The 24,773-nt window shown below is 34.5% G+C and carries 28 protein-coding genes; 22 read left to right on the forward strand and 6 right to left on the reverse strand.

The genetic code is table 11. The features are described 5' to 3' along the window. Positions 1–74 precede the first annotated feature (74 nt). The 4 genes from ACUN8G_RS13090 to aspS all read right to left on the reverse strand — a co-directional run bounded on the left by ACUN8G_RS13090 (position 75) and on the right by aspS (position 4,444). Complete coding sequence (locus ACUN8G_RS13090; protein ID WP_437345387.1) at positions 75–461, reverse strand: hypothetical protein; 387 nt, start codon at positions 459–461, stop codon at positions 75–77. Positions 462–539: 78 nt separating this feature from the next. Then, on the reverse strand, positions 540–923 hold the full coding sequence (locus ACUN8G_RS13095) for a hypothetical protein (protein ID WP_437345388.1): 384 nt from the start codon (positions 921–923) through the stop codon (positions 540–542). Between the two features lie 1,199 nt (positions 924–2,122). Continuing rightward, positions 2,123–2,302, reverse strand: a complete 180-nt coding sequence (locus tag ACUN8G_RS13100; protein WP_437345389.1) for a hypothetical protein — start codon at positions 2,300–2,302, stop codon at positions 2,123–2,125. Positions 2,303–2,674: 372 nt separating this feature from the next. Continuing rightward, positions 2,675–4,444: an aspartate--tRNA ligase gene (gene aspS, locus ACUN8G_RS13105; protein ID WP_437345390.1), complete on the reverse strand. Its 1,770-nt coding sequence runs from the start codon at positions 4,442–4,444 to the stop codon at positions 2,675–2,677. Between the two features lie 161 nt (positions 4,445–4,605). On the opposite strand from aspS, the gene ACUN8G_RS13110 reads away from it, so the two are divergent. Beyond that, a complete protein-coding gene (locus ACUN8G_RS13110) occupies positions 4,606–5,112 on the forward strand; it encodes a PaaI family thioesterase (RefSeq protein ID WP_437345391.1) in 507 nt (168 codons plus the stop codon). A gap of 14 nt (positions 5,113–5,126) precedes the next feature. Here ACUN8G_RS13110 and ACUN8G_RS13115 read toward each other — a convergent pair whose 3' ends face one another. Continuing rightward, on the reverse strand, positions 5,127–6,425 hold the full coding sequence (locus tag ACUN8G_RS13115; RefSeq protein WP_437345392.1) for an MFS transporter: 1,299 nt from the start codon (positions 6,423–6,425) through the stop codon (positions 5,127–5,129). Between the two features lie 544 nt (positions 6,426–6,969). Next, positions 6,970–7,944 carry a porphobilinogen synthase gene (hemB, locus tag ACUN8G_RS13120; RefSeq protein WP_437345393.1) on the reverse strand — a complete coding sequence of 325 codons (975 nt, stop codon included), beginning with the start codon at positions 7,942–7,944 and terminating at the stop codon, positions 6,970–6,972. A 426-nt stretch (positions 7,945–8,370) separates the two neighbouring features. Between hemB and ACUN8G_RS13125 the strand changes: the two genes are divergently transcribed. The 21 genes from ACUN8G_RS13125 (at position 8,371) to ACUN8G_RS13225 (ending at position 24,767) form a co-directional block, all read left to right on the forward strand. Continuing rightward, complete coding sequence (locus ACUN8G_RS13125) at positions 8,371–9,066, forward strand: Crp/Fnr family transcriptional regulator (RefSeq protein ID WP_422881138.1); 696 nt, start codon at positions 8,371–8,373, stop codon at positions 9,064–9,066. A 127-nt stretch (positions 9,067–9,193) separates the two neighbouring features. Then, positions 9,194–9,421, forward strand: a complete 228-nt coding sequence (locus ACUN8G_RS13130) for a DUF2249 domain-containing protein (RefSeq protein WP_422881136.1) — start codon at positions 9,194–9,196, stop codon at positions 9,419–9,421. Beyond that, positions 9,375–10,265 carry a DUF2249 domain-containing protein gene (locus tag ACUN8G_RS13135; protein WP_445480950.1) on the forward strand — a complete coding sequence of 297 codons (891 nt, stop codon included), beginning with the start codon at positions 9,375–9,377 and terminating at the stop codon, positions 10,263–10,265. The genes ACUN8G_RS13130 and ACUN8G_RS13135 overlap by 47 nt, the downstream gene beginning before the upstream one ends. 1 nt (position 10,266) lies before the next feature. Then, on the forward strand, positions 10,267–11,532 hold the full coding sequence (locus tag ACUN8G_RS13140; RefSeq protein WP_422881134.1) for a hypothetical protein: 1,266 nt from the start codon (positions 10,267–10,269) through the stop codon (positions 11,530–11,532). Between the two features lie 5 nt (positions 11,533–11,537). Next, positions 11,538–11,834 (forward strand): metal-sulfur cluster assembly factor, encoded by a 297-nt coding sequence (locus tag ACUN8G_RS13145; protein WP_422881133.1) that lies wholly within the window; start codon positions 11,538–11,540, stop codon positions 11,832–11,834. Positions 11,835–11,844: 10 nt separating this feature from the next. Beyond that, the gene (locus ACUN8G_RS13150; RefSeq protein ID WP_422881131.1) at positions 11,845–12,300 is read left to right on the forward strand and encodes a cbb3-type cytochrome c oxidase subunit I; all 456 of its coding nucleotides are present in this window, start codon (positions 11,845–11,847) and stop codon (positions 12,298–12,300) included. After that, entirely contained in the window at positions 12,300–12,560 is a 261-nt protein-coding gene (locus ACUN8G_RS13155; RefSeq protein ID WP_422881129.1) for a 4Fe-4S binding protein, read from the forward strand. Before ACUN8G_RS13150 ends, ACUN8G_RS13155 begins: the two co-directional genes overlap by 1 nt. 88 nt (positions 12,561–12,648) lie before the next feature. Then, the gene (locus ACUN8G_RS13160) at positions 12,649–13,992 is read left to right on the forward strand and encodes an NAD(P)/FAD-dependent oxidoreductase (protein WP_445480951.1); all 1,344 of its coding nucleotides are present in this window, start codon (positions 12,649–12,651) and stop codon (positions 13,990–13,992) included. A gap of 122 nt (positions 13,993–14,114) precedes the next feature. Then, positions 14,115–14,561 carry a hypothetical protein gene (locus tag ACUN8G_RS13165; protein ID WP_422881127.1) on the forward strand — a complete coding sequence of 149 codons (447 nt, stop codon included), beginning with the start codon at positions 14,115–14,117 and terminating at the stop codon, positions 14,559–14,561. A gap of 22 nt (positions 14,562–14,583) precedes the next feature. Further along, positions 14,584–15,255, forward strand: coding sequence for an FAD-binding oxidoreductase (locus tag ACUN8G_RS13170; RefSeq protein WP_422881126.1), 672 nt, complete (start codon positions 14,584–14,586; stop codon positions 15,253–15,255). A 238-nt stretch (positions 15,256–15,493) separates the two neighbouring features. Next, positions 15,494–15,844, forward strand: a complete 351-nt coding sequence (locus tag ACUN8G_RS13175; protein ID WP_422881124.1) for a DUF488 domain-containing protein — start codon at positions 15,494–15,496, stop codon at positions 15,842–15,844. Positions 15,845–15,956: 112 nt separating this feature from the next. Next, on the forward strand, positions 15,957–16,547 hold the full coding sequence (locus ACUN8G_RS13180; protein ID WP_437345396.1) for a TetR/AcrR family transcriptional regulator: 591 nt from the start codon (positions 15,957–15,959) through the stop codon (positions 16,545–16,547). A 52-nt stretch (positions 16,548–16,599) separates the two neighbouring features. Beyond that, positions 16,600–17,238 carry a TetR/AcrR family transcriptional regulator gene (locus ACUN8G_RS13185; protein WP_422881120.1) on the forward strand — a complete coding sequence of 213 codons (639 nt, stop codon included), beginning with the start codon at positions 16,600–16,602 and terminating at the stop codon, positions 17,236–17,238. Then, positions 17,225–18,190 (forward strand): HlyD family secretion protein, encoded by a 966-nt coding sequence (locus tag ACUN8G_RS13190; protein WP_422881119.1) that lies wholly within the window; start codon positions 17,225–17,227, stop codon positions 18,188–18,190. Before ACUN8G_RS13185 ends, ACUN8G_RS13190 begins: the two co-directional genes overlap by 14 nt. A gap of 20 nt (positions 18,191–18,210) precedes the next feature. Next, on the forward strand, positions 18,211–19,140 hold the full coding sequence (locus ACUN8G_RS13195) for an ABC transporter ATP-binding protein (protein WP_422881118.1): 930 nt from the start codon (positions 18,211–18,213) through the stop codon (positions 19,138–19,140). Between the two features lie 29 nt (positions 19,141–19,169). Continuing rightward, positions 19,170–20,483 (forward strand): TolC family protein, encoded by a 1,314-nt coding sequence (locus ACUN8G_RS13200; protein ID WP_422881116.1) that lies wholly within the window; start codon positions 19,170–19,172, stop codon positions 20,481–20,483. Next, positions 20,483–21,412, forward strand: a complete 930-nt coding sequence (locus ACUN8G_RS13205; protein ID WP_422881114.1) for an ABC transporter ATP-binding protein — start codon at positions 20,483–20,485, stop codon at positions 21,410–21,412. Before ACUN8G_RS13200 ends, ACUN8G_RS13205 begins: the two co-directional genes overlap by 1 nt. Position 21,413: 1 nt before the next feature. Further along, a complete protein-coding gene (locus ACUN8G_RS13210) occupies positions 21,414–22,547 on the forward strand; it encodes an ABC transporter permease (protein WP_422881112.1) in 1,134 nt (377 codons plus the stop codon). Between the two features lies 1 nt (position 22,548). Next, complete coding sequence (locus ACUN8G_RS13215; RefSeq protein ID WP_422881111.1) at positions 22,549–23,679, forward strand: ABC transporter permease; 1,131 nt, start codon at positions 22,549–22,551, stop codon at positions 23,677–23,679. A 21-nt stretch (positions 23,680–23,700) separates the two neighbouring features. After that, positions 23,701–24,144 carry a cupin domain-containing protein gene (locus ACUN8G_RS13220; RefSeq protein WP_422881110.1) on the forward strand — a complete coding sequence of 148 codons (444 nt, stop codon included), beginning with the start codon at positions 23,701–23,703 and terminating at the stop codon, positions 24,142–24,144. 80 nt (positions 24,145–24,224) lie between these two features. Continuing rightward, complete coding sequence (locus ACUN8G_RS13225) at positions 24,225–24,767, forward strand: hypothetical protein (protein WP_422881109.1); 543 nt, start codon at positions 24,225–24,227, stop codon at positions 24,765–24,767. Positions 24,768–24,773 lie beyond the last annotated feature (6 nt).

The raw sequence follows: 24,773 nt of genomic DNA on the forward strand, positions 1-24,773 counted from the left end.
ACACTTATCATATTAAGAAAGCTGGTAAAACAGTAAATTGTTTTACCAGCATTTTAAAACTAAAATTATAAAAATTAGTTGTTAATAGTTGTTGATGTAATATCACTTGGACCGACAACCATAGTAACCTTAACGGGTGTAGTACCATTGTTACCGGTTTCATTGCCTGTTCCAACTAAAGTAACAGATTGTGCTGATACTGTTGCTGTATAGACGCCATTACCTGTAGTATCAAGTTGAGCGGGAACCGTCCAGCCGGTAAAAGTATTACCCCCACCTCCCAAGGCAGTGGGTTTACGATAGTATTGCTGAGCAAGCGAAGCTAGATTAGTCAAATCTGCAATAACTGCATCTCTGTTTGCCTGCGTGCTGCTTGCGGTAAATACATTAATACCTACAACTACGGCTATACCGACAATAATAACACCGAGTACAATAAGTAATAATTGTTGTTGACCCATAACTTACTCCTTTTGTTTTGTTATTGTTATGTTGAATGTTGATTAAGGATAATACTTCAGAAAAATTTATTGAACATATTAATTAATAATAATTGTTCTGAATGAAGTAGCGCCTATTGAAATTCTCACTTTTATGGAGTCATTAGCTGTAACCACCTCATTTCCCGTACCAATAATCACAACACTATCCTGTCCAACAGTTTCAATTCTGTAGTTTCCATTTGCAGTTACTCTAAGAGAAGGAGGTATCGTCCAGCCAACAAATGAACCTGCACCGCCTCCAAGTGCTCTGGGTTTAAGGTAATATTGCTGAGCCATCGATGCAAGATTTACCAGTTCATTCGTAACGTTGTTTCTTTTGGCTTCAATTGCATTAGCTCTAAAAAGATTTAGACCCATAAAAATTGCTATACCCACTATAATGATTCCAAGTACAATTAAAAGTAATTGTTGTTGTCCCACTCAACTTTCCCGATATTTTTTAGTTATTATCGGTAGCGTTTAATTATTGTTTAGCAAATACCGCACCAAAGCCAAATCGGTAATAATTTCCGATAATGCTCTATGGAATATAAGAAAGGGCGCAAATAAAGCAAAGTTTTTTTTGCGTTTGAGAAGATTTATGATTTTGTGCTGTAAAAATTACATGTAGAATTTTGTTATTTTTTAACAAGATTCAAATTGTAGTTTGAATTTAGAGTTTGATTCGCTCACTTCGTTCGCTCGCAAAGACATGTGTGAGTCATTCCAAAGACAATAATAAGCCAGTTATTAAAAGTCCAGCCGAAGGTGGGACTAAGCAATCTCTTTAGTTTTAAATAAGCCATCTATCTCACGTAGCGGTTGCTGAGTAGCAAAGCGTATCGAAGCAACCGTCAGCGCTCGTCTCGATACGAACTTCGTTCTACTCGACGAGCGATTACCTCCCGGTCGTTGAGCTTGTCGAAACGACCGCTAATGCTCGTTTCGATACACACTTTGTGCTACTTGACGAGCGATGAAATCCGCGGTCGTAATGAAATGTATCGAAATGACAGCTTTTTAGATAAAGTAAACTTTTAGGATTCTTTGGAGTTTGCTTCGCTCACTTTGTTTGCTCGCAAAGACAATTCAGTAAGTGTCATTACGAGGAATCCCCCCGTCTATGGCGTGGGGATGACAAAGTAATCTAAGAAAGCATTTGTTTGAGGCTGCTTCGTCATTTGCCTTTGGCTTATTCTTTCGCAAAGGTGTGGGACATCTGTGTAGGAAGGTTATTATGCTCGTTGTACTAAATCACGAAGACAATCCTACAACTGTCATTGCAAACCCTCACCCATCTAAGGCACGGGAGGGTGAAGCAATCTTCTGCCGGTTTTTACAAGAGTTTGCTTCGCTCGTTTCACTCGCTCGCAAAGACATGTGTGAGTCATTCCAAAGACAATAATAAGCCAGTTATTAAGAGTCCAGCCGAAGGTGGGACGAAGCAATCTCTTGTAGTTTTAAAATAAGCCATCTATTTCACGTAGCGGTTGCTGAGTAGCAAAGCGTATCGAAGCAACCGTCAGCGCTCGTCTCGATACGAACTTCGTTCTACTCGACGAGCATAGAAATCCGCGGTTGCTGAGTAGCGAAGCGTATCGAAGCAACCGCCCTAAGCTCGTCTCGATACGAACTTTGTTCTACTCGACGAGCATAGAAATCCGCGGTTGCTGAGTAGCGAAGCGTATCGAAGCAACCGTCAGCGCTCGTCTCGATACGAACTTCGTTCTACTCGACGAGCATAGAAATCCGCGGTTGCTGAGCCTGTCGAAGTAACCGCCCCAGGCTCGTTTCGATACATACTTCGTGCTACTCGACAAGCGATTACCTCCCGGTCGTTGAGCTTGTCGAAACGACCGCTAATGCTCGTCTCGGTACACACTTTGTGCTACTTGACGAGCGATGAAATCCGCAATCGTTGAGTAATGAAATGTATCGAAATGACAGCTTTTTAGATAAAGTAAATTTTTAGGATTCTTTGGAGTTTGCTTCGCTCACTTTGTTTGCTCGCAAAGACAATTCAGTAAGTGTCATTACGAGGAATCCCCCCTCCTATGGCGGGGGGATGACGAAGTAATCTAAGAAAGCATTTGTTTGAGCTTGCTTCGTCATTCGTCTTCGGCTCGTTCCTCGCAAAGATGAGTGTTATACGTTCACTCGCAGGGACAGGACTTCTTCAGTGCTTACTACGTTCACTTCCTAATACGAATATGAAGCTCGGTCAATTGAGCGTCGTCTACATAAGAAGGTGCGTCGTCCATAAGTGAAATTCCACTGGAAGTTTTGGGAAAAGCAATCACATCTCGAATAGACGATTTTCCTGCAAAGAGCATAACGAGTCGATCGAAACCGAAAGCAATACCACCATGTGGTGGCGCCCCGTATTTGAAAGCATTCATTAAAAAGCCAAATTTTTCTTTTGCTTCTTCTTCACTAATGCCGAGCACTTTGAACATCTTTGCCTGTAAATCGGAATTGTGAATACGAATACTACCACCTGCAATTTCGTTACCGTCGAGCACAAGGTCGTATGCGCGTGCTTTAACTCTGGAAGGATCGGTATCCATCAACGGTATATCTTCGATTCTTGGAGATGTAAAAGGATGATGCATAGCATAATAGCGCTTGGTTTCGTCGTCCCATTCAAATAATGGGAAATCAGTAACCCATAACAACACATGTTTATCGTTGTTTTCGAGCAGATTCATTCTTTTTGCCATTTCGAGTCGGAGAGTACCCATGATAGAAAGTGTCTTTAAGCGAGGACCGGTCAAAAGCAAAAGGAGGTCTCCCGGTCGGGCGTCCATTGTTTTTATCAAATTTAATTTTTCTTCCTCGCTTAAGAATTTAGCAATTGGAGCTTCGAGTTGATTCTCTCTAACGCGCATCCAGATTAACCCGCCGGCGCCTAATTTTTTGGCATAATCGGTCAATGTGTCGAGTTGATTTCTTGTATATTCACCGCACCCTTCGGCTTTCAATCCAGTAATAATTCCGTTTTTCTCGATCGATTCCTTGAATACTCGAAACTCGGAATTTTTGAACACTCCATTTAATGTTACCATTTCAAGTCCGAACCGCAAATCGGGCTTGTCGCTGCCGTACTTCTCCATTGCTTCGTCGAATGTCAATCTTTGAACTGGAACTTTTAATTCAATTCCCCAAATCTCTTTGAAAAATTCTTTCATCAATCCTTCGGCCATTTGGAGTACATCTTCCACGTCGACAAATGACATTTCGACGTCGATTTGTGTAAACTCATATTGTCTGTCGGCTCTCAAATCCTCATCACGGAAACATCGAACAATTTGAAAATAGCGGTCAAAACCCGCGACCATCAAAATTTGCTTATAAGTTTGGGGCGATTGCGGTAGAGCATAAAACTTCCCTTTATGGAGACGGCTGGGCACAAGAAAATCGCGCGCACCCTCGGGTGTCGATTTCATTAGAAATGGTGTTTCGATTTCAACAAAATTATTCGAATCGAAATATCTTCTGGTTATCTGATACATCTTATGACGAAGAAGGAGACTTTTTTGCATCGCTGGTCTGCGTAAGTCTAAGTATCGGTATTTCAATCTGATATCTTCGCTGACGTCAATATTGTCCTCAATCTGGAAAGGAGGAGTATCAGAAGTATTCAGAATTGTAATTTTGTCAACCATGACGTCGATCATTCCCGTTTCGAGCGCAGGATTTTCAGTTCCCTCGGGTCGTTTTCTTACCATTCCTTCGATAGAAATCACATATTCGCTTCTTAATTTTTTAGCTGTTTCATGAGCTTCGGCATTATACCCAGGTTCGAAGACCACCTGAGTTATTCCGTAGCGGTCGCGGAGTTCAATAAAAATAACGCCTCCCAAATCGCGCCGTGTTGCAACCCAGCCATTTAGTACGACTCTTTCTCCAATATTCGATTCTCTTAATTCTCCGCATGTTTTAGTACGTCTTTTAAATTCCATACCGCTATTTTGTCTCCTTAACTTCCTTAAAAATTACGGCAAAAATAACTAATTATTAATGCTATTACAAATAATTTGCACACTAATGCATAATTTTGAAGAAAATACGGTTCACAAAAATTATTATCTTTATATTTGAATTAAATCTTTTCGGTGTAAAAATGAAACATAAAATCGTAGGTAAACAGAAAAATTCAAAATTATGCTTCGTATGCGGGATGAAAAATGACCTTGGACTTAAAGCTCATTTTTATATTACAGAGAGCGGGGAATTAATTGCCTTGTTTAAGCCATGCGAAGAACACCAGAGTTATCCGGGAAGACTTCATGGCGGCGTTGCCACTGCTATTTTAGACGAGACCATTGGTAGAGCAATTTTGAATAAATACGACACCGAAGTTTGGGGCGTTACAATTGAATTGAATGTTAAATTCAAAAAACCAATTCCGCTAAATGAAGAATTAAAAGTAGTAGGTCGAATTACAAATGAGAATAACAGAATTTTTGAGGGCACCGGTGAAATTTATCTACAAAATGGAGATGTAGCTGTCACAGCTTATGGCAAATATTTCAAAGTGCCTCTCGATAGAATTGCAGATTTCGACCCCGTAGAAAACGAATGGAAAATCATCAATAAAGATGATGATCCTGACGAGATTGAAATTTGAGATTCATAAAAGAATTATTTAACACTTTTCAATCGCGGGAAACGATAAATAATTAATAAATAAATCAATAAAAGAATTATACCGTTTAATAACACCGCAGATGGTATTCCCACCAGTTCAGCTTCGCTTCCAATTAAAAGCGAACCAAGAGGAGCAAATGCAAGAAACGAAAAAGTATAAAGACTCATAATGCGTCCCCTGAACTTTTCGTCGACGAGCGTTTGAATGAGGCCATTGCACAAATTGTAAATAACAATCATAAGTCCACCTAAAAGGACAAGTAAAAGAATTGTAAGTAATAAAGACCGATTGAATGAAAACAAAATTATTACAAGAGGAACTGCCAGGATCGCATACGAAAGCAATCTTCCTCTGACAACATATTTATTAATAGTTGCAATTATAAGAGAAAAGATAACTGCTCCAACGCCACGTGCCGACTGCATAAAGCCGTTTGTAGTAGCATCTCCGTTTAGAATCTTTACTGCCCAGGCAGGGAAAATAGTTACAAGTGAAATTCCAAATAAACTTACAGCAGAAACTATTAAAACAAATGCCATAATTGTTTTCTGAGTAAACAAATATTTAAAACCCTCTTTAATATCTTTGAGTACAGAATTAGTTCTGATTGTTTTCTTAATCGACACAATATTCATTCTTAAAAGGCCAATCAGTACGGCCATAAATGATATTGTATTAATAATAAAGCATGCCGCAGGTCCAAGCAACGCATAAATAATTCCTCCCAGTGCAGGACCAATTGAAGTAGCCGTGTTAAACATAGTTGAATTCAGAGCAATTGCATTAACCATATCTTCTCGTGGTACCATATCGTTAACAAAGGCATGACGTGCAGGAGCGTCAAACGTGTTCATCATTCCCATTCCTGCAGCTATTAGTAAAATGTGCCAGCTTTCTATAATTCCAGTAATTGTCAGAAGAGAAAGGATCAACGACAAAACCATCATACCCAGTTGAGTATAAATAAGGATTTTTCTCCTATCGAACCTGTCGGCAATTACGCCGGCATAAAATGTTAAGATCCACGCAGGAATTCCTCCTGCGAAACCGACATATCCAAGAAATGCAGGCGACTTTGTCAGCTCGTAAACAAAAAATGCAAGCGCGGTAGATTGCATCCATGAACCAAACAATGAAATCATTTGCCCCCAGAACCAGATTCTATAATTCCTGTATCCAAGAGCAGCAAATGTATTTTTCAGTCGGAAATTTTTTCTAATTGCCGGCAGGATTCTTTTAGTACTTCCATCTTCCGGTGGTATGATCGGGTATTCCAATTTACTTTTCGACATTGTCAATATCTAAAAAAGAAAATGTAAAAATAGTAAATTGTAATGATTGATGGTAAGGATGAAAAATTATTGATGAGTGTCTCGGTTATATTTTTTAGTCGTGGAAACTATCGTTTCAAAGTTAGGGAGTTTTTTTGTTCAGCGTATATTGCATAAATGCTTTATTTATTAAATAACGAATTGGTTACAAAGAATGATTGATTCCCAATAATAAAACACGAAGCAAATCTCCTCGCGATGAAACTTTGTACCTTGCCTCTGCGAGCTAACTGATTGAGCAAAGCAAACTCTTGTAAAAACCGGTAGGAGATTGCTTCGCCCCGCCTTCGGCAGGGACTCGCAATGATAAATTGCGTTAGAATGTCACTACTTACAAAACAATTTCATGTCTTTGTAAACGAATGTATTACACACTTCATTGCGAGCAAACGAAGTGAGCGAAGCAAATTGACTTAAAAAACTTAAAGGTCTTTTAAGTCTGGACTCAAAGAGAAATTGCTAATTAAGTGTCAGCAACTCATAATAGTTCTAAACGGAAACAAAATCATTTTAATAGACGTGCGACGTCTTTTGCAAAATAAGTGAGTATCATATCGGCGCCTGCACGTTTTATAGCAATCAACGATTCGAGCATAACTCTTTCTTCGTCGAGCCATCCGTTTTTAGATGCTGCCTTTATCATTGAATATTCGCCGCTGACCTGGTAAGCTGCCGTAGGCATACCAAATTTTTCTTTTACACGCCAGATGATATCGAGATACGCTCCAGCAGGTTTTACCATAATAATATCGGCACCTTCTTCGATATCGGTTTCGGCTTCTCTTAAAGCTTCGAGAGCATTTGCCACATCCATTTGATGCGACCTTCTATCGCCAAAAGCTGGAGCTGATTCGGCAGCATCTCTAAAAGGCCCATAGAATCCCGAAGCATATTTTACGGCGTAACTCATTATTGGAATTTCCACGAATCCGTTATCGTCGAGTATTTTTCTAATAGCGGCCACTCTTCCATCCATCATATCCGAAGGCGCAACCATGTCGGCACCAGCTTGAACGTGAGTAAGAGCCTCTTTAGCAAGTACCTCAACAGTTTCATCATTGAGAATTTTTTCTCCGTTAAGCAATCCACAGTGGCCGTGTGAAGTATATTCACACAAACATACATCTGTAATGACAAGAAGATTTTTAACTTCTTTTTTAATTGCTCTAACTGCTCGTTGAATTATACCGTTGGGATTGTAAGCCTCCGATCCTTTTTCATCTTTGTGCTCGGGAATACCAAATAAAATTACAGCAGGCACGCCCAGTTGTTCCAGTTCTTTGCATTCTTCAACAAGTATATCGATTGACATTTGATACACACCTGGCATTGAACCAATTTCTTTTTTAACCTTTTCGCCAGGCACTACAAACAAAGGATAAATCAAATCTTCTTTACTTATTTTGGTCTCGCGTACTAAATCCCTCACAATAGGATTGTATCTTAATCGTCTTAAACGTTTGATTGGGTAGGTAGCCATAACTTCTCCTTTTTGAATACAGCGTTAAAATATTCTAATTTTTTAACATAATTTAATATATGATTATAAATTAACAAATATCTGCAAAAATTTATGTTAAAGAATATTAGACTAGCAATGAGAGCATAAAATTTGCAGTCCTAATATTACAATTAATACACAAATTTTGATTTGAGATTCTGTGCCGCACGCTTCTTCCAAGATAAACACTGGTAATTATCTGCTAGAAGATTTATTGATATTCAAAATTAATTGTGAACCATCTGGCTATGTGTCTTCTTCTATCGAGTAATTGAATATTTTTTCAAAGTATTCTGATTAGATTTGTTAAATTAAATAATGTCTTATCAGGTCGACTATTAAATTTCATTACAAATTCATAATATGATACACCCGATTATTAATATTTAGAAATCGTTATTTACAATGGAAAAGAAAGAGATCGAAAAAAAGAATACATTAAGGGGAATTCCATTATTTGCTGAATTGAGCATAGAACAGCTCAGAAATATTTCTTCCATAAGCAAATTATATAAATTTTCAAAGCACCAAATTCTTTTCAATGAAGGCGACCACTACAATGGTTTTTATATATTATTAAAAGGAGTAGTAAAAGTATTTAAAATTGCATCTGATGGCAAAGAGACAGTCATACACATAGTAAAACCCTTGAATGTATTTGCAGATATACCATTATTTGAAGGTGGTAATTATCCAGTTAGTGCCGAAGCACTTGAAGAAAGTATCGCCATTTTAATCCCCAAAGATAAATTTCTCGAAATAATCAGAAGCGAACCTCAACTGGCTTTAAAAATGCTCGCTGGTTATGCTAAAAGGTTAAAATCGTTAGTTAATCAACTCGAAGATGTAACCTTAAAAGAAGTACCTAACCGACTGGCAAAATTTTTACTAAAGGAGTTGAAAACTTCAGGTACAGAAAATTATCCAGAACCATTTGTTAAACTCTCCGTTCCTAAAACTACGATAGCTTTGTATCTTGGCACAATTACAGAAACTCTATCAAGAACCTTCCGGAAGCTCCAGGCTGAAGGAATAATAAAAGTTAAGGGTAAAATTATTATTGTTACTGACTTAAAAAGATTGAAAGAACTTGCAAGATAAATTATCCGCTAATTGCTTCTTACAAATAAGCTATCATCTAAAAAAAACTGACTTAAGTCAAACTTATCATTCATTATAATTTTTATTCTTTACTTACAAGGATTCAAAAACATTGAAGGAGTAAAAAATGAAAATAAAAGAATTAGATATTCGACCTATTCCACCGAGAGAAAAACATCCAACTATATTTGCAACTTTTGATTCACTTAAAAGTGGCGAAGGGTTTCAATTAATAAACGACCACGACCCAATTCCATTATTCTACCAGTTTAATGCTGAAAGACCAAACCAGTTTAATTGGGAACCTATTGAAAAGTATCCTACAGTTTGGCGGGTTAACATATTTAAAAAATAATTATTCTCTTATCTCAGTAATGAGTATCGACTTGATGATAACCAAAGAGATGAAAATATCGGAAATACTTTCAAAATATCCTCAAACACTTGCTGTGTTTCTGAACATGAGTCCGCATTTTAAAAAATTGGAAAATAAGTTCTTGAGAAAGGCACTTGCAAGTAGAGTTACAATTGAACAGGCGGCTAAAATCGCGAATGTTGATTTAACAACTCTTTTATTTGAGTTAAATAAATCGATCAATAAATCATTTGAACCAATTGATTTGCAAACAGAGGAACTTCAATTAAAGGAAAAACCAAATAGTCAACCCGATTTCATTAAAAAACTTGATTCAATGCATATCAAGACTCTCGATGTTCGCCCAATAATTGATTCAGGTAAAGATCCCTTTAATGATATAATGGCTAAGATTAAAGAACTCAGTGAAGGAGAAATACTTCTGCTTATAAATTCTTTTGAACCAATCCCGCTCTATTCTGTTCTGAAGAAGAAAGGTTTTAAGCACTGGACAATCAAAGAAAATGAACTATTCAAAGTATATTTTTATAAAGAAAAATTTGCGGATACTTCAAATAGTCCTCCTGAGCAAAAATTATCCTTACAAAAAATTGATTATAAAAACGTAGTTGAGATAGATGTAAGAGAACTAACACCACCCGAACCTATGATGAAAATACTCGAGACTTTGTCACAAATTGATAATGATACAGTTTTAATCGTTCATCACCATCGCGAACCTATGATGCTATATCCGAAACTTGAGGAAAGAGGATATGAAGCAATTTCAAATAAAATTGAAGAAAACTACTATAATGTAATTATAACGAAGAAAAGAAGTTAATATGAATATTACAAGCAATATGGCATCTTCATATTCTCCACCATTTAAAATAGTTGCAAAGTATTTTATTTCCGGAATAATCGCTTTTATTTTACTTAATATTTTGTTCATGTTAAATTATAAAGATATCTCTGGTTACCATTTCCAGCCCAAAATACTTTCGCTCACTCATATTGCAACGCTGGGCTGGATTACCATGATAATTTTTGGTGCAATGTTCCAGCTGGTGCCAGTAATTTTAGAAGTAAAACTATTCAGTCCAAAATTATCCGAGATACAATTCTGGATTTATCTTATCGGAATAATGGGACTGGCTTATAAATTCTGGTATTTTAATTCATTTATTAGTTTTACTGTTCCGGCTTTATTAATTAATCTCTCCATCTTTATTTTCATTTATAATTTAATCGCTACAATGAGAACCGTACAAAAATGGAATTTAACTGGCACTTATCTAACGTGGGCTCTATTTTATCTTTTTGTTACTGCAATAGCTGGATTGTTATTAGCAATTAATTTAGATCATCCTTATATAAAAATTAATCACCTTCAGTACTTAAATCTACATGCACACGTTGCTTCTATCGGTTGGGTCACTATGGTTGTCATTGGGGTTACTTTGAAATTAATACCAATGTTCACACTTTCGCATAATTATAAGTTAAAGTTAGCAAAATATGCACTTATTCTTATTAACGCAGGCTTATTAGGCATATCAACTGTCATTCATTATAGTAAAACAACAATGGTTAATTATATTTTGGTGTCATTTATTTCCCTCGGTTTATTTTTATTTCTGCTTCAGGTACAAGATATTCTAAAGAACAGAATAAGGAAGAAATTTGATATTGGAATTAAATATTCCATATTTGCATATACCATCTTAGGGCTCACAATCATATTAGGGTTTATTATGAACTTTATAAATTATGAGAGCGTTGTCAATTTTACATTAATATACGGCTATCTTATTATTTTAGGTTACATATCAATGTTAATAGTCGGTCAAATGTATAAGATAGTCCCCTTTTTAGTCTGGTATCATAAATATAGTAGCAAAGTAGGCGTTGAAAAAGTTCCACTCCTGAAAGATATGTTCAGTGAAAAATACGCATTAATACAATACTTTCTGATGATAATCAGTCTAATTTGTACAGTAGTTTCTCTTACCTTTCAACTAAATTTTCTTTTGTTGTTTTCTTTTACATTAATGTTTATAAGCTCTTTGATTTTTGCTACGAATATGATAAAAATATTCAGGAGTTAATAATAATGGAAGAAAAAGAAAAAATACTAAATTTATTAAAGCATGTAATTGATCCGGAAATTGGAATTAACATTGTAGACCTCGGCTTGATATATGATATAAATATTACTGAACATGATATTATAGTCAAAATGACACTAACAACACCAGGTTGTCCAATGCATAATAGCATGATTGACGGGGTAAAAAATATAATTTCGAATTATGCCCCTTCTAAAAAAGTTAATGTAGATCTTATTTGGGAACCTGCATGGACACCGGATAGAATGTCAAACGAAGCAAGAGAAGAACTGGATATATAAAGGAGAACTTATGTTTACAACAGTAAGGTATTTTATTAAAACAAGTATAATTTTTCTTGTCATTGGAATTATAACGGGAATTTATATCTCTTTAGTAAAGTATTTTCCTATCGCAATTTATTCTCAGGAATTAATCTCTGCTCACACTCATATTATTCTCGTTGGTTCTGTAATGATGATGATTATGGGTGTTGCTCTCTGGTTTTTCCCCCGTCCAGAAAAAAATGATAAAAAATATAATCCTACCTTGATCTGGATTACTTACTGGATGATGACATTATCAACTTTATTAAGATTTATTTTTCAAGTTGTTGGAGCTTATTATTATATACAGTGGGTTAATGTTGCAATTGTCATATTCTCGATTTTTCAGGTACTGGCGATGATTTTATTTTTCTATTCAATATGGGGAAGAATTAGAGCTGTTGGTAGTCAATACCGTGAAGCCAAAGGAGAGAAGTTTTGATGTCAATGATAATTACTGACGATTGTATAAACTGCAGCGCTTGTGCTGTCGAGTGCCCAACAGAAGCTATTTATGAACCCGGAATAAGTTATGAAGTAAAAGAAAAATTCTATAAACCAATTTCGAATGAACATTTTTTTATTGTAACAGATTTATGCAATAGATGTGAAGGCTTTGAGGAATTTAAATGCGTTCTGATTTGCCCGATGGATGCAATTAGAGCAACTCATAATTTCGATTCTGACATCTGGAAGAGTTAAAATCCTGTTTTTAGTTACCAGATTTAAATTTATAAATGTGATGGACAATAAGCTGAAAGAAAATATTGAGAAATTTTTAGATGATTTTATGTTGATTCAATACAAAGGCAATGATCATATAATTGCAAGACAGTTCTTCCGCAAAACATTCAATGAACTTATTCCTAAGTATTTTGAAACAAAAAGATCAATTGATAAAATTACCCCTGAAAGTTCTGAAGACAGTTCCTTAATAAAAAATATCGTCGTAATCGGTGCAGGTTATGGCGGAATAACTGCTGCTCTTCGTCTTGAACGGTTATTAAAAAAACATCCTTTCTTCAGTGTTCATCTTATTGACAAAAATCCATATCACACTATTAAAACTCAGTTGCACGAAGCAGCTGTTCGCAAAGCCGAAGTTTCAATTCCTCTTTATAAGATTTTGAAAAACCGCAAAATACATTTTCATTTAGGCGAAGTAAATAGTATTGATGTCGAAAATAAAATCGTTTCGATTGACAATCGCACGCTCCAATTTCATTTTTTAATTATTGCAATTGGCAGCAAAGTAAATTATTACAATATACCCGGAATGAAAGAACATTCTTTCCCGCTGCAAACTTTATATGACGCCAATAACATTTATGAGCATATTTCCAAAATGTGTGCACTATCTGCTTCTGAAAAAGATGAGAAGAAACGGAAAGAAAATCTTCGTTTCGTTATTGGAGGCGGTGGATTATCGGGTGTCGAATTGGCTGCCGAGCTGGCAGAACATACTTCGAAGTGCCTTTCAGATTTTAATATCAACAAAAAATATTTAGAGGTTATACTTATCGAAGCTGCAAATCGATTAGTGCCTTTTATGGATGAAGAATTTTCCGAAAAAATAAAAGAGAGATTAATCGAAAAAGACATAAAGATTTTACTAAATTCTAAAATAATTAAACGAACAGAAAATGAAGTGTATCTCGAAGATGGGAAAGTAATTCAAACAAATAAATTTTTCTGGACGGGCGGAATAAGAGTATCGGATTTATTAAAGCGAGGCGGTTTAAAGACCGGTCCCGCAGGTAGAGTAATTGTTAACGAATATTTACAGGCTGAAGGAAACAAATATATTTATGCCATAGGTGATAGTGCCAATGCCATAAATCCAGTAACAGGCAAACCTGTGCCGGCTGCAGCACAATTTGCTCTTCAACAGGGTAGATTGGCAGCTGAAAATGTTTATGCGGAAATATTTGGTAAACTTAAAAAATCATATTGGCCAAAGGTTTTGGGTGAAGTTGTTAGTCTCGGCAAACATCTCGCAATTGGATGGTTAGCACTTCCAATATTAAAGAAAATTACATTTGTTGGCTTCCTTGGAAGATTATTAAAAACAGCAATTAGAGAAAAACATATTATTTTATTGCGGAAAGAGAGCAGAAACTGGATTACATATTAAACCATTTATAATGAGAAAGAAACTCATAGGATAGACTAATATAAGAATTTAAAATAACTTTACTCGTCAATTAAAAATAATTGCAAGAGATATCTCGAATCAATCCGAAAGGAATTATAATTATGATTTATCGAGTAAAATATCCATATGCTTTAGCAGCCACTTTCATCTGGATTGGATTTGTAGGTGCAATAAGTTTTATGGAAGCCTGGCTAAAATTCAGAGCACATGGAATTACATTGCCATTAGGGCTTGGAATTGGAAGGCTTGTATTCAATGCATTGAATAAAGTTGAATGGGTACTGGCTTTTGTTATAATCCTTAATTTAATTTTTGCAAAATCGAATTTGTTATCGCTGAGCAACCTCGCGTATTATATCCCCTTGTTGATTCTCATCTTACAAACTTTCTGGCTTCTCCCCATTTTAGACGCAAGAGCAGAATTGTATATCACAGGGCAAAATGTACCGGAATCGAATATTCATTTTGTTTATGTAGTGCTTGAAATAATTAAAGTTGTTTGCCTGTTCATCTTTGGAATTTCAATCTATCAGAGTTCAGCAAATTGAAATAAGATTTAAAGGAGGGAAAATGAAAGAATACAAAGTCAAAATTCTTGATATAAAAAATGTTACTCACGATGTGAAAGCATTAAAAATTGAGAAACCTGCCGATTATAAATTCACACCGGGGCAAGCTACTGATGTTGCAATTAACAAACCAGGCTATGTTGATCAAAAGAGGTCGTTTACTTTTACTTCGCTGAATGAATGGGATTATTTTGAATTTATTATAAAAATATATGATGGTCATAATGGAGTAACAAAGGAAATCGGTAAACAAAATGTTGCAGATGAACTAATTATTGGTGAACCCTGGGGCACGATTAACTATAAAGGTGAAGGTGTTTTTATTGCCGGTGGTGCAGGCGTAACACCATTTATTGCAATTTTGAGAGAGCTTAATTCCAAAAATAAAATTGGAAATAATAAGCTGATATTTGCAAACAAAACAGAAGCAGACATAATTCTAAAGGATGAATTCGAAGCAATGCTTGGTAAAAACTTCATAAATATTCTATCCCATCAAGAATCCCAAAAATATTATAATGGATTTATTACAGAAGAATTCCTTAAATCTGTAGTAGAAAATTTTAATCAGTATTTTTACATATGTGGTCCCGCTCCAATGATTGAATTGGTGGAAAAAATACTCGACAAATTAAATGTTGATAAAAGTAATATAGTTAAAGAGATTTGTTAATTAAGAGAAAGTAATTCAGATGAAAAACTACAATAGAACTAACTGCCAAGATAATTAAAATTACTTCATTATTACAGGAAAAAATATCCCGAGCTATATCAATATCTCGGAGAGATACCAATAACGATTCCAAATGATCGAAATCCACATATTGATAATCAAACTTAGAATGATTACTATGGGTATATAGTAACGATGTTGAATAACTAAATTAATTCATACAAACAAGAGCCTCACAATGACAATCAAAGTAAAAAGAGTTTATGAAAAACCCGAAAAAGAAGATGGCTATAGAATTCTGGTTGATAGACTTTGGCCAAGAGGTATATCAAAGGATGAAGCTAAAATTAATATGTGGTTAAAAGAAATTGCCCCAAGCGATGAGTTGAGAAAATGGTTTTCTCACGATCCTGCAAAATGGAATTCATTCAGGGAAAAGTATAAAAGGGAACTTGAAGGGAAAAAAGAAATTATGAAACAAATTAAAGCACTGGAAAAAGAAAACGGTATTGTAACGCTTCTTTATTCAGCAAAAGATGAAAAGCACAATAATGCAATTGTTTTAAAAAATATTATCAACTCTTTGTGATTAAAAACACTACTATTAATTAAAGAAAAAATAAATAAAAATTCTCTTGACAAGAATATGAAAACTTATTATGTTTGTTAGTGTACGATAACTAATTTATGGAAGTAAAAAAATGCCGCGTTTAAGTACAGAGCAAAGACAAGAAATGATTATTGATGAAGCAATCAAAATCATTCACGCTGAAGGGTATCAATCTTTCTCAATCAGGGAACTCGCAAAGAAAGTAAAAATTAGCGAACCAGCAATTTACCGTCATTTTCTCAACAAAGAGGATATTATACTTGGCATATTAAACAGAATGCTGGATTTTGATCATTTGCTTGGAAAAGAAATATTGACAAAAAAAACTGCTCAAAATAAAATTAAGCACTTTGTTCAATTTCATTTCGATTTCCTAGAAAAAAACCGCGAAATGACATCAATTTTATTTGCTGAGGATATGTTCGATAAAAGTGAAGTACTGCGGAATCGTCTTTTATTTATTATTCAAAAAAGAAGAAATCTGTTAGCCACTATAATTGAAGAAGGTAAATCAAAAAATGAAATAGTTGATATTGATACCCAGGATTTATTGACGATAATTTTAGGGATGATAAGAATGATTGTTTTAGAATGGCGGTTGAATAATTTTGCCTCTTTTTTGTCACAAAGAGGTAAAAATGCTATTAAATCTTTAGATGAATTAATTTTTAAGAAAACATAACTTTATATTTTTTTTGATTATTATGTTAGCGTACGATAACAAACATAATTTAATGAGAAATACTAAAAATCAGCTTACCAGAAGCAAAATCGAGGAGAAGCTTATAAATCTACTTGATGAGAAGCTTAGCAGAAATGGATTTGAAAAGTTTTCTATGGATGAGCTTGCAAATGAGCTGCACATCAGCAAGAAAACTATCTATAAAAGTTTCCCTACAAAAGAAGAGTTAGTTAGAAAGTTCTACTTAGGAAAGCTCGACTATGCTTATAGTGTTATTGTGACAAATATTCAAGCGCAATCAAATATTGTAGAAAAATTTGTTGAACTATCAAAAATGATTCAAGAGCATCTTGTTTTGTTCAATAATGTATCAATGCTACAGCTGAAGCATTATCATCCAGAATTAGCAAATGAACTGATCACTTTTAGAAATGAACGGGTTATTCCACTAATAAAACTTTTACTGAGAGTTGGAAGGAAGAAAAAATTAGTTAATGATATTGGTGATGAAATCATTATAAAAGTATTTACTACATCACTTGGGGAAATTACTCGGCTGAAAAAAAATTACGAACAGATTGAATATCAAAAAATATATGAAACTGCTTTTGAAATACTATTAAATGGTATTCTAACAAAAAAAGGAAGACAATTATTAATTAATAAAAGGATAAAAAATGGAAGCAATTAAAATAACAATCATCTTTGTATCAGTATTACTTATTGCGGGTTGCAATAGTAAAAATAATGATACTTTCATCGAAGCTACAGGCACAATCGAATCAACTAACATTATCGTAAGTTCAAGAACAGCCGGTGAGGTAAAATCAATTTTATTTGATGAAGGCAGTCGGGTTAATGCTGGCGATACAGTTCTTATCATAGACAGAGAAGCACTCGATTACCAATTAGAACAAGCATTAGCTGCAGAGCAGATTGCACAGGCTCAACTCGATTTGATGCTTAAAGGTGCAAGAAGTGAAGACATTAAACAAGCAGAAGAAATGCTGAAACAAAGCGAAATCAATTTTAACACCGCCAAAGCAGATTTTGAAAGATACAAACAGCTCTGGGAAACTAAATCAATATCTAAAAAACAATTTGAAGATATGACAGCGAGATATGAAGTTGCATTAGCACAATACAATTCTGCTAAAGAAAACTATCAAAAAGTAAAAAAGATTTTCAGGCCCGAAGAAATTGAACAGGCAAAAGGTAATCTTAGAAAAGCCAAAGCTTCGGTTGACCTTCTTAAAAAGAATATACGCGATAGTTATGTAACTTCTCCATTGAGCGGTTTTATCGTAAAAAGATTTGTTGAGCCGGGAGAAACTGTTACTCCAATGTCTTCGCTTTTCAAAGTATCGAACTTGACGACCGTTGATTTAGTCATCTATGTGTCTGAAGTCGAACTGGGAAAAATAAAACTCGGAGAAAAAGCTGAAGTTACAATTGATACTTATCCGGATAGAAAATATGTAGGTAAAGTAACCTACATTTCACCGGAAGCAGAATTCACACCAAAAAATGTTCAGACGAAGGATGAAAGAACTAAGCTTGTTTTTGCTGTAAAGATTTCTGTTGATAATAAAAATTTTGACTTAAAACCTGGTATGCCAGCAGATGCTAAAGTTTATTTATAAATCAGATATGAGTTAATAAAATGGATGCTATTATAAAAATAAACGGTTTGAAAAAAAGCTACGGTTCAGTTATAGCAGTTGATGGTGTAAGCTATGAAGTTAATCGAGGCGAAATGTTTGGATTGGTCGGTCCCGATGGAGCCGGCAAAACTTCTACTATGAGAATGCTGGTTGGTTTGCTTAATCCAGATTCCGGGAATGCTGAAGTTTTAGGATATGATTTATTAACACAAAAAAATCTCATCAAAGATGAGATTGGATATTTATCGCAGAGATTTTCACTTTATGGTGATCTGTCGATTGATGAGAATATTGAATTCTTTGCTGACATACACGGTGTTAAAAATTATAAAGAAAGACGAAATGAATTACTTGAATTTACAAGATTAACTCCTTTCAGAGATCGTCTTGCCGACAAACTTTCGGGAGGAATGAAACAAAAATTAGCTCTTGCTTGCACACTTATTCATAAACCCAAGATTATTTTCCTTGATGAACCAACCACCGGCGTAGATCCGGTATCAAGAAGGGATTTCTGGAAAATTCTATCAAATCTTTTGAAAGATGGAATTACAATTTTTATGACAACGCCCTATCTCGACGAAGCTGAAAGATGTAACCGTGTTGCCTTGATGGATAAAGGAAAAATTATAAGCTGCGACACACCAAAGAATGTAAAGGATTCAATGAATATGCAAGTGATTGAAATTGTTTGCAGCCCGATTAGAGAAGCTTATAACGCTATCAAATCATCAACAGAGTTTGAAGTGCAGATGTACGGCGATAGACTAAATGTTGCTGTTCCAAATTACGACAACGATTATGCTGTAATCAAAAAATTATTCGACGAAAACAATATCACAGAAATTGATAAAAGATTAATTACGCCGTCACTGGAAAATGTGTTCATTCATTTTATGAGTAAACCGAAAGAAGTTGAAGTATCATAAAGTTTTAGAAAAATAAAAAGGAAATTGAAATGAAAAAAATATTAATCTTAATTCTCTTTGCAAGTTCATTATTTGCGCAAGAAAGAATTCTGACACTGAAAGAATGTCTGGAAATTGGATTGCAGAACAGCAAAGACTTAAAAATTTCACAATCAAGAATAAATTTTTCTGAGGCAAAACTCTCTGAAATAAATAGCCAGTTTCTGCCGCAGTTTAAGTTATTTGGTAATTATACACGCTTGAGTGATAACATTCCGGCTTTTGAGTTTTCATCTCCTCTTTTCCCGAGTACAATTAGAATATCAGAGCCGCTTTACAACAATTACACTTTTAAATTTGGTTTCACTCAACCTCTTTTCACCGGCTTTAAACTTCTATCTTCAAGAAGTGCGGCAAAGTATAATCTGCAAGCATCTGAAAGTGATTATTCAAAAGATGCGAATGAAGCTGCATTTAATATTTACAGCGCATACTGGAATTATTATAAAGCAAGTGAAATAAGAGATGTGATTGAGCATACATTAAAGCAGATTGAAAGTCACCTAAAAGATACGCGTAATTTTTATGAACAGGGATTAGTGCCTAATAATGATCTGTTGAAACTTGAAGTCAAATATTCAAACACAAAATTAATGCTTATCGAAGCGGAGAACAATTTAAAGATAGCACGAATTGCATTAAATAAAGCACTCGGAATTGAACTTGATTCACAAATAAAAGTATCGGGTGCAGAAACATCATTAGAAAATGTTAATTATGATTTATCTGAAATTTTAAATGAAGCATTAAACAACAGACAAGAATTAAAATCCTTAGCTTATCGTGTACAAAGCAGTGAGGAAGGAATTAGCGCTGCAAAGTCAAACTGGCTGCCATCAATTTATTTAAGCGGCAATTATTATTACAGTAATCCCAACCCAAGATTTCTACCGGCAAAGGATGAGTTTAATTATAACTGGGATGTTGGCGTTACACTTAGCTGGGATGTTTGGAACTGGGGTCTAACTTCATCTCAGGTTTCACAAGCTGAACAAACAAAAATTCAACTTGAAACAAATTATGATCAGCTTAAAGAAAATATTCAGATGGAAGTCCATTCAAATTATTTGAACTTATTAAAGACTGAAGAAAAAGTTAAAGTAAATAAAATTGCTTTAGAACAGGCATCAGAGAATTATCGAATAACTGCCGAAAAGTACAATCTGCAATTAGCAACAAGCACTGATTTAATTGATGCCGAGACTTTAAAACTTCAAGCAGAAACTAATTTGAAAACTGCAGAAGTTGATTATCAATTAGCAAAGGTAAGACTTGAGAAATCACTTGGGAGAAGGATTTACTGATGAAAGCCATAGAAGTAAATAATCTAACTAAAAAATTCGGCAGCTTTACTGCAGTTGATAATGTGAACTTCACAGTAAAGCAAGGAGATATTTTCGGTTTCCTTGGCGCCAACGGAGCCGGTAAATCTACAACAATAAGAATGTTGATTGGTGTATTAGAACCAACTTCCGGCGATGCTCTGGTTGGTGGTTATAGCATTATGAAGGAACCGGAATTGGTGAAAAAAAATATTGGTTATATGTCACAAAAGTTTTCACTCTATAATGATTTAACAGTTGCAGAAAACATCCGATTCTATGCAGGGGTTTATGGTCTTGATGGTAAGAAATATCAGGAAAGAAAAGAATGGGTTTTGAAAGTCGCTAATCTTGAAAATATGGAAAATGTTCTTACTGCTTCTCTACCCGGAGGAATAAAACAAAGATTGGCACTTGGCACTGCTGTAATCCACGAACCCAAAATTGTTTTTCTTGATGAACCTACAAGCGGTGTTGATCCAATATCACGAAGAAATTTTTGGGATTTAATTAATGATTTATCTGCCGCTGGTACAACCGTTTTAGTAACAACTCATTATCTGGATGAAGCTGAATTTTGTAATGATATTATTCTTATTAATGCAGGTAAAATCGTTGCTCAGGGCAACTCAAAGCAACTTAAAACAAATTATATAAAAAATCCTATTCTGGAAATTGAAACTGAACGTACAGTTGAAAGTCTGGAATTTTTAGAAAAAGAAAAATGGGTCGGCGAAACATCAATCTTTGGAAATTACATTCACGTAATCTTAAATGACAATACAATAACAGAACAAAATATTATTCACTTGCTGCAGGAACAAAATGGTATAGCTGTAAAGCGTGTTGATAGGATCGTTCCAACGCTTGAAGATGTATTTATTCATCTAATTGAAAAGGGAAACAAATAAAATGTTAAACAGAATATTTGCAATTGCTAAAAAAGAAATCAAGCAGTTAAGAAGAGATACCAGAATGTTGTTTATCATTTTTTTCTTCCCGATTGTCCTTCTGATAATTTTTGGATATGCAATCAATTTTGATGTTAAGCATATTAAGATTGCTGTTTATGATCTTGATAAATCTGATTACACAAGAGAATATGTTAATGGACTCATCAGCTCTGAATATTTTGACCTTGTAACTTATGTTCAGGATGAAAATGAAATTAAAAGATTGTTGGATGAAAAAATTGTTCAGGCAGTTGTTGTTTTTCCAAATGATTTATCTCGCAAATTATTATCAAAGCAAGATGTAAAAGTACAATATCTTATTGATGGAGTTGACGGAACAACAGCCAGTGCAATTCAAAATTATGTTAATGCAGCTACTTACAGCTACTCAATTAAGTTAACAAAAGAATATCTGGCTGTTACAGGTAAGAATTTATATGTACCAATAGATTTACAGCCGCGCTTTTGGTTTAATCCGGAACTGCAATCAACAAAATTCCTTATTCCCGGTTTAATGGGAATGATTTTGATTGTTACTGCAGTAATCTCAATTTCACTTTCAATTGTACGAGAAAAAGAAAGAGGAACAATAGAACAAATAAATGTTTCTCCACTTTCATCTTTTGAGTTTATTCTTGGTAAGACGATTCCATACATTTTTATTTCTTTAATTAATGCAGTAATAGTTCTTGTTGCAGGTTACTTCTTATTTGGAATTGTAATTAAAGGTAATTTGTTCTTGCTGCTATTCGGAACACTCACATTTTTATTTGCAGCATTAGGATTAGGAATTTTTATATCAACAGTTGCAGATTCACAGCAAGTAGCATTCCAGGCAGCAAATGTTACTTCATTGCTTCCTTCATTTATTCTTTCTGGATTTATTTTCCCTATTGAAACGATGCCTACAGCAATTCAAGTGTTAACAAATGTTACGCCGGCAAAATTTTATGTTGTGATTTTAAGAGCAATTCTTTTAAGGGGTGCAGGAATTTCAGCTTTCTGGGAGCAGCTATTCTACCTTGGAATTTTCGGAACCATCTTTATTACACTTGCAGTCATTGTTGATCAAAGATCGAAAGGAAAAGACTAATATGAAAACAATCTATCATTTTATTATCAAAGAACTATTGCAAGTAAAGAGAGATAAAAAGATGCTTGTAATAATTTTTATGGCTCCTATTCTGCAGCTAATATTTCTTGGTTATGCTGCAAATATGGATGTTGATATTGTTCACACAACCATTTATGATCTGGATAAAACCGAAACAAGTCGTAATTATATAGAAAGGCTGGTAGAGACAGGATATTTCCAGATTGATTACTATGTAAAAAGTTATGAGGAAATAACTGATTTGCTGGAGAACGGAAAAACGCTCGTCGCTATTGTGATTCCAAAAGATTTTGAGAAAAAAATAAATCGCCGCGAAACAACACCGGTTCAAACTTTATTTGAAGGGTCGGATGCAAGCAAAGCTTCAATGGCACTTGGTTACATACAAGGTGTTACAACAAAATTTTCTCAGAATCTTATAGTAGATACTAAAGACAAATTGGGAATGAAAATATCACTCAGCGGTTCTCTTACGCCAGAAGTAAGAGTGTGGTATAATCCGGAAATGAAATCAAGGATATTTATGGTTCCGGGAATCTTAGGATTAGTTTTAATGATTTCTACCATATCCTTGATGTCGATGGCAATAGTAAGAGAAAGAGAAATTGGAACTATGGAACAGTTAATTGTAACTCCGATTAAAAAATATCAACTGCTACTTGGTAAGTTAATTCCATTTACAATGATCGGATTTGTGATCCTTGTAATTGTAATGATTATAATGACTCAGTGGTTTGGAATTTCTGTTAGAGGAAATGTTCTTTATCTGCTTTTTGCGGCATTTCTTTTCATCTTATCAAATCTTGGAATCGGATTATTTATTTCAACCGTTTCCAAAACACAACAGCAAGCAATGATGGCTTCTGTTTTTGCTTTGATGATGCCGATGATTTATCTGTCTGGCTTTGCATTCCCGATAGAAAATATGCCTCAGTTTTTCCAGTACATAACTTATGCAATACCATTAAGATATTTTATTACAATAATCCGTGGAGTAGTGTTGAAAGGAATTGGCTTTTCATCGCTTTGGCTCGAGACATTAATTCTTTTTGCAATGGGAGTATCAATTTTAGTTCTGAGCGCTAACAGATTTAGTAAGAAAATAGAATAATAAATTGAGGAAAACAGTATTATGAAAAAAGTACAACAGAATCTATTAAAAACAATCTCATTCATTGTGATTAGCTTTTTCTTTGCATCAGCACTATTTCTTAATGATACAAATGCACAAACAAAAGATCATTATAAGGTGCTTGATATTAAAAATGAAATTAATTCTGGTAAAGACAAAGAAATAAAAATGTTATTTGAAGGCGAGAGAAGAAAGATTGTTCAGCTTACATTGCGCAACGGGAGAAATCTAAGGTGGCACAGCGTACCTGAACCGATAACAATTCAATGTATTGCAGGCGAAGGTGATATGTTGATAAAAACTGAAAACCAAACAGATACGATTAAACTTTTACCTGATACTTTCATAACACTTGACCCTCTGGTTGATCACGATATAATTGGGAAACCAGATGTATCAATTCTACTCATTAGGTTTTTAACTGATGAAGACAACGATGAATAAATATTCAACAATCAGACAGTTCACGACGGGGCTGTCTGAGTAATTAAATAAATATAATAAATAATCAAAGGAGTGATACAATGAAAACAAAATCATTATTATTAACAGTTGTGCTTTTACTTACAGGCACAAGTCTATTCGCTCAATCGAGCAGAGCAGGAAAATTTGGTGTTGGATTAGATAACATATCTTCATCACCAAATTTAATGTTCAAGTACTATGCTTCAGATAATTTCTCAATGGATTTTATCGTTGGAGCTGATCTTAAATTCTTAGGTGAAGATGCACCGTTAGGCGAAACAAAAGTAGATGGTTACAACTTAAGATTTGGTTTAGCTGGTTCGTATCATTTTAATGTCGATAAGGTTTCACCATATCTTGGCTTACAAGCATTATACGGTATAAACCAGGATGCTGGTTATTATGCTGTAGAACCGGATCCCAAAAACAGTGTAAAAGTTGGTTTAATATTTGGCGCGGATTATTTCTTATTCGAAAAATTCAGTGTTGGTATTAAACAAAATCTCGGTTTTGATTTTCAACTTTCCCGAGATATTCCAAAAGAAGAAACCGATGTGTTAATGAATACGAAAACGGAGTTAACAGCAAGATTCTATTTTTAATTTGCT

It is taken from the genome of Melioribacter sulfuriphilus (assembly GCF_052656625.1).

Excerpts from the sequence above, each read along its gene's own strand:
- ACUN8G_RS13140 (WP_422881134.1), top strand. The coding sequence starts at position 10,267 with ATGAATATTACAAGCAATATGGCATCTTCATATTCTCCACCATTTAAA.
- hemB (WP_437345393.1), bottom strand. The coding sequence starts at position 7,944 with ATGGCTACCTACCCAATCAAACGTTTAAGACGATTAAGATACAATCCT.
- ACUN8G_RS13130 (WP_422881136.1), top strand. The coding sequence starts at position 9,194 with ATGAAAATAAAAGAATTAGATATTCGACCTATTCCACCGAGAGAAAAA.
- ACUN8G_RS13155 (WP_422881129.1), top strand. The coding sequence starts at position 12,300 with ATGTCAATGATAATTACTGACGATTGTATAAACTGCAGCGCTTGTGCT.
- ACUN8G_RS13225 (WP_422881109.1), top strand. The coding sequence starts at position 24,225 with ATGAAAACAAAATCATTATTATTAACAGTTGTGCTTTTACTTACAGGC.
- ACUN8G_RS13190 (WP_422881119.1), top strand. The coding sequence starts at position 17,225 with ATGGAAGCAATTAAAATAACAATCATCTTTGTATCAGTATTACTTATT.
- ACUN8G_RS13215 (WP_422881111.1), top strand. The coding sequence starts at position 22,549 with ATGAAAACAATCTATCATTTTATTATCAAAGAACTATTGCAAGTAAAG.
- ACUN8G_RS13185 (WP_422881120.1), top strand. The coding sequence starts at position 16,600 with ATGAGAAATACTAAAAATCAGCTTACCAGAAGCAAAATCGAGGAGAAG.
- ACUN8G_RS13160 (WP_445480951.1), top strand. The coding sequence starts at position 12,649 with ATGTTGATTCAATACAAAGGCAATGATCATATAATTGCAAGACAGTTC.
- ACUN8G_RS13110 (WP_437345391.1), top strand. The coding sequence starts at position 4,606 with ATGAAACATAAAATCGTAGGTAAACAGAAAAATTCAAAATTATGCTTC.
- ACUN8G_RS13115 (WP_437345392.1), bottom strand. The coding sequence starts at position 6,425 with ATGTCGAAAAGTAAATTGGAATACCCGATCATACCACCGGAAGATGGA.
- ACUN8G_RS13180 (WP_437345396.1), top strand. The coding sequence starts at position 15,957 with ATGCCGCGTTTAAGTACAGAGCAAAGACAAGAAATGATTATTGATGAA.
- ACUN8G_RS13220 (WP_422881110.1), top strand. The coding sequence starts at position 23,701 with ATGAAAAAAGTACAACAGAATCTATTAAAAACAATCTCATTCATTGTG.
- aspS (WP_437345390.1), bottom strand. The coding sequence starts at position 4,444 with ATGGAATTTAAAAGACGTACTAAAACATGCGGAGAATTAAGAGAATCG.
- ACUN8G_RS13205 (WP_422881114.1), top strand. The coding sequence starts at position 20,483 with ATGAAAGCCATAGAAGTAAATAATCTAACTAAAAAATTCGGCAGCTTT.
- ACUN8G_RS13125 (WP_422881138.1), top strand. The coding sequence starts at position 8,371 with ATGGAAAAGAAAGAGATCGAAAAAAAGAATACATTAAGGGGAATTCCA.
- ACUN8G_RS13165 (WP_422881127.1), top strand. The coding sequence starts at position 14,115 with ATGATTTATCGAGTAAAATATCCATATGCTTTAGCAGCCACTTTCATC.
- ACUN8G_RS13210 (WP_422881112.1), top strand. The coding sequence starts at position 21,414 with ATGTTAAACAGAATATTTGCAATTGCTAAAAAAGAAATCAAGCAGTTA.
- ACUN8G_RS13145 (WP_422881133.1), top strand. The coding sequence starts at position 11,538 with ATGGAAGAAAAAGAAAAAATACTAAATTTATTAAAGCATGTAATTGAT.
- ACUN8G_RS13195 (WP_422881118.1), top strand. The coding sequence starts at position 18,211 with ATGGATGCTATTATAAAAATAAACGGTTTGAAAAAAAGCTACGGTTCA.
- ACUN8G_RS13150 (WP_422881131.1), top strand. The coding sequence starts at position 11,845 with ATGTTTACAACAGTAAGGTATTTTATTAAAACAAGTATAATTTTTCTT.
- ACUN8G_RS13170 (WP_422881126.1), top strand. The coding sequence starts at position 14,584 with ATGAAAGAATACAAAGTCAAAATTCTTGATATAAAAAATGTTACTCAC.
- ACUN8G_RS13175 (WP_422881124.1), top strand. The coding sequence starts at position 15,494 with ATGACAATCAAAGTAAAAAGAGTTTATGAAAAACCCGAAAAAGAAGAT.
- ACUN8G_RS13090 (WP_437345387.1), bottom strand. The coding sequence starts at position 461 with ATGGGTCAACAACAATTATTACTTATTGTACTCGGTGTTATTATTGTC.
- ACUN8G_RS13200 (WP_422881116.1), top strand. The coding sequence starts at position 19,170 with ATGAAAAAAATATTAATCTTAATTCTCTTTGCAAGTTCATTATTTGCG.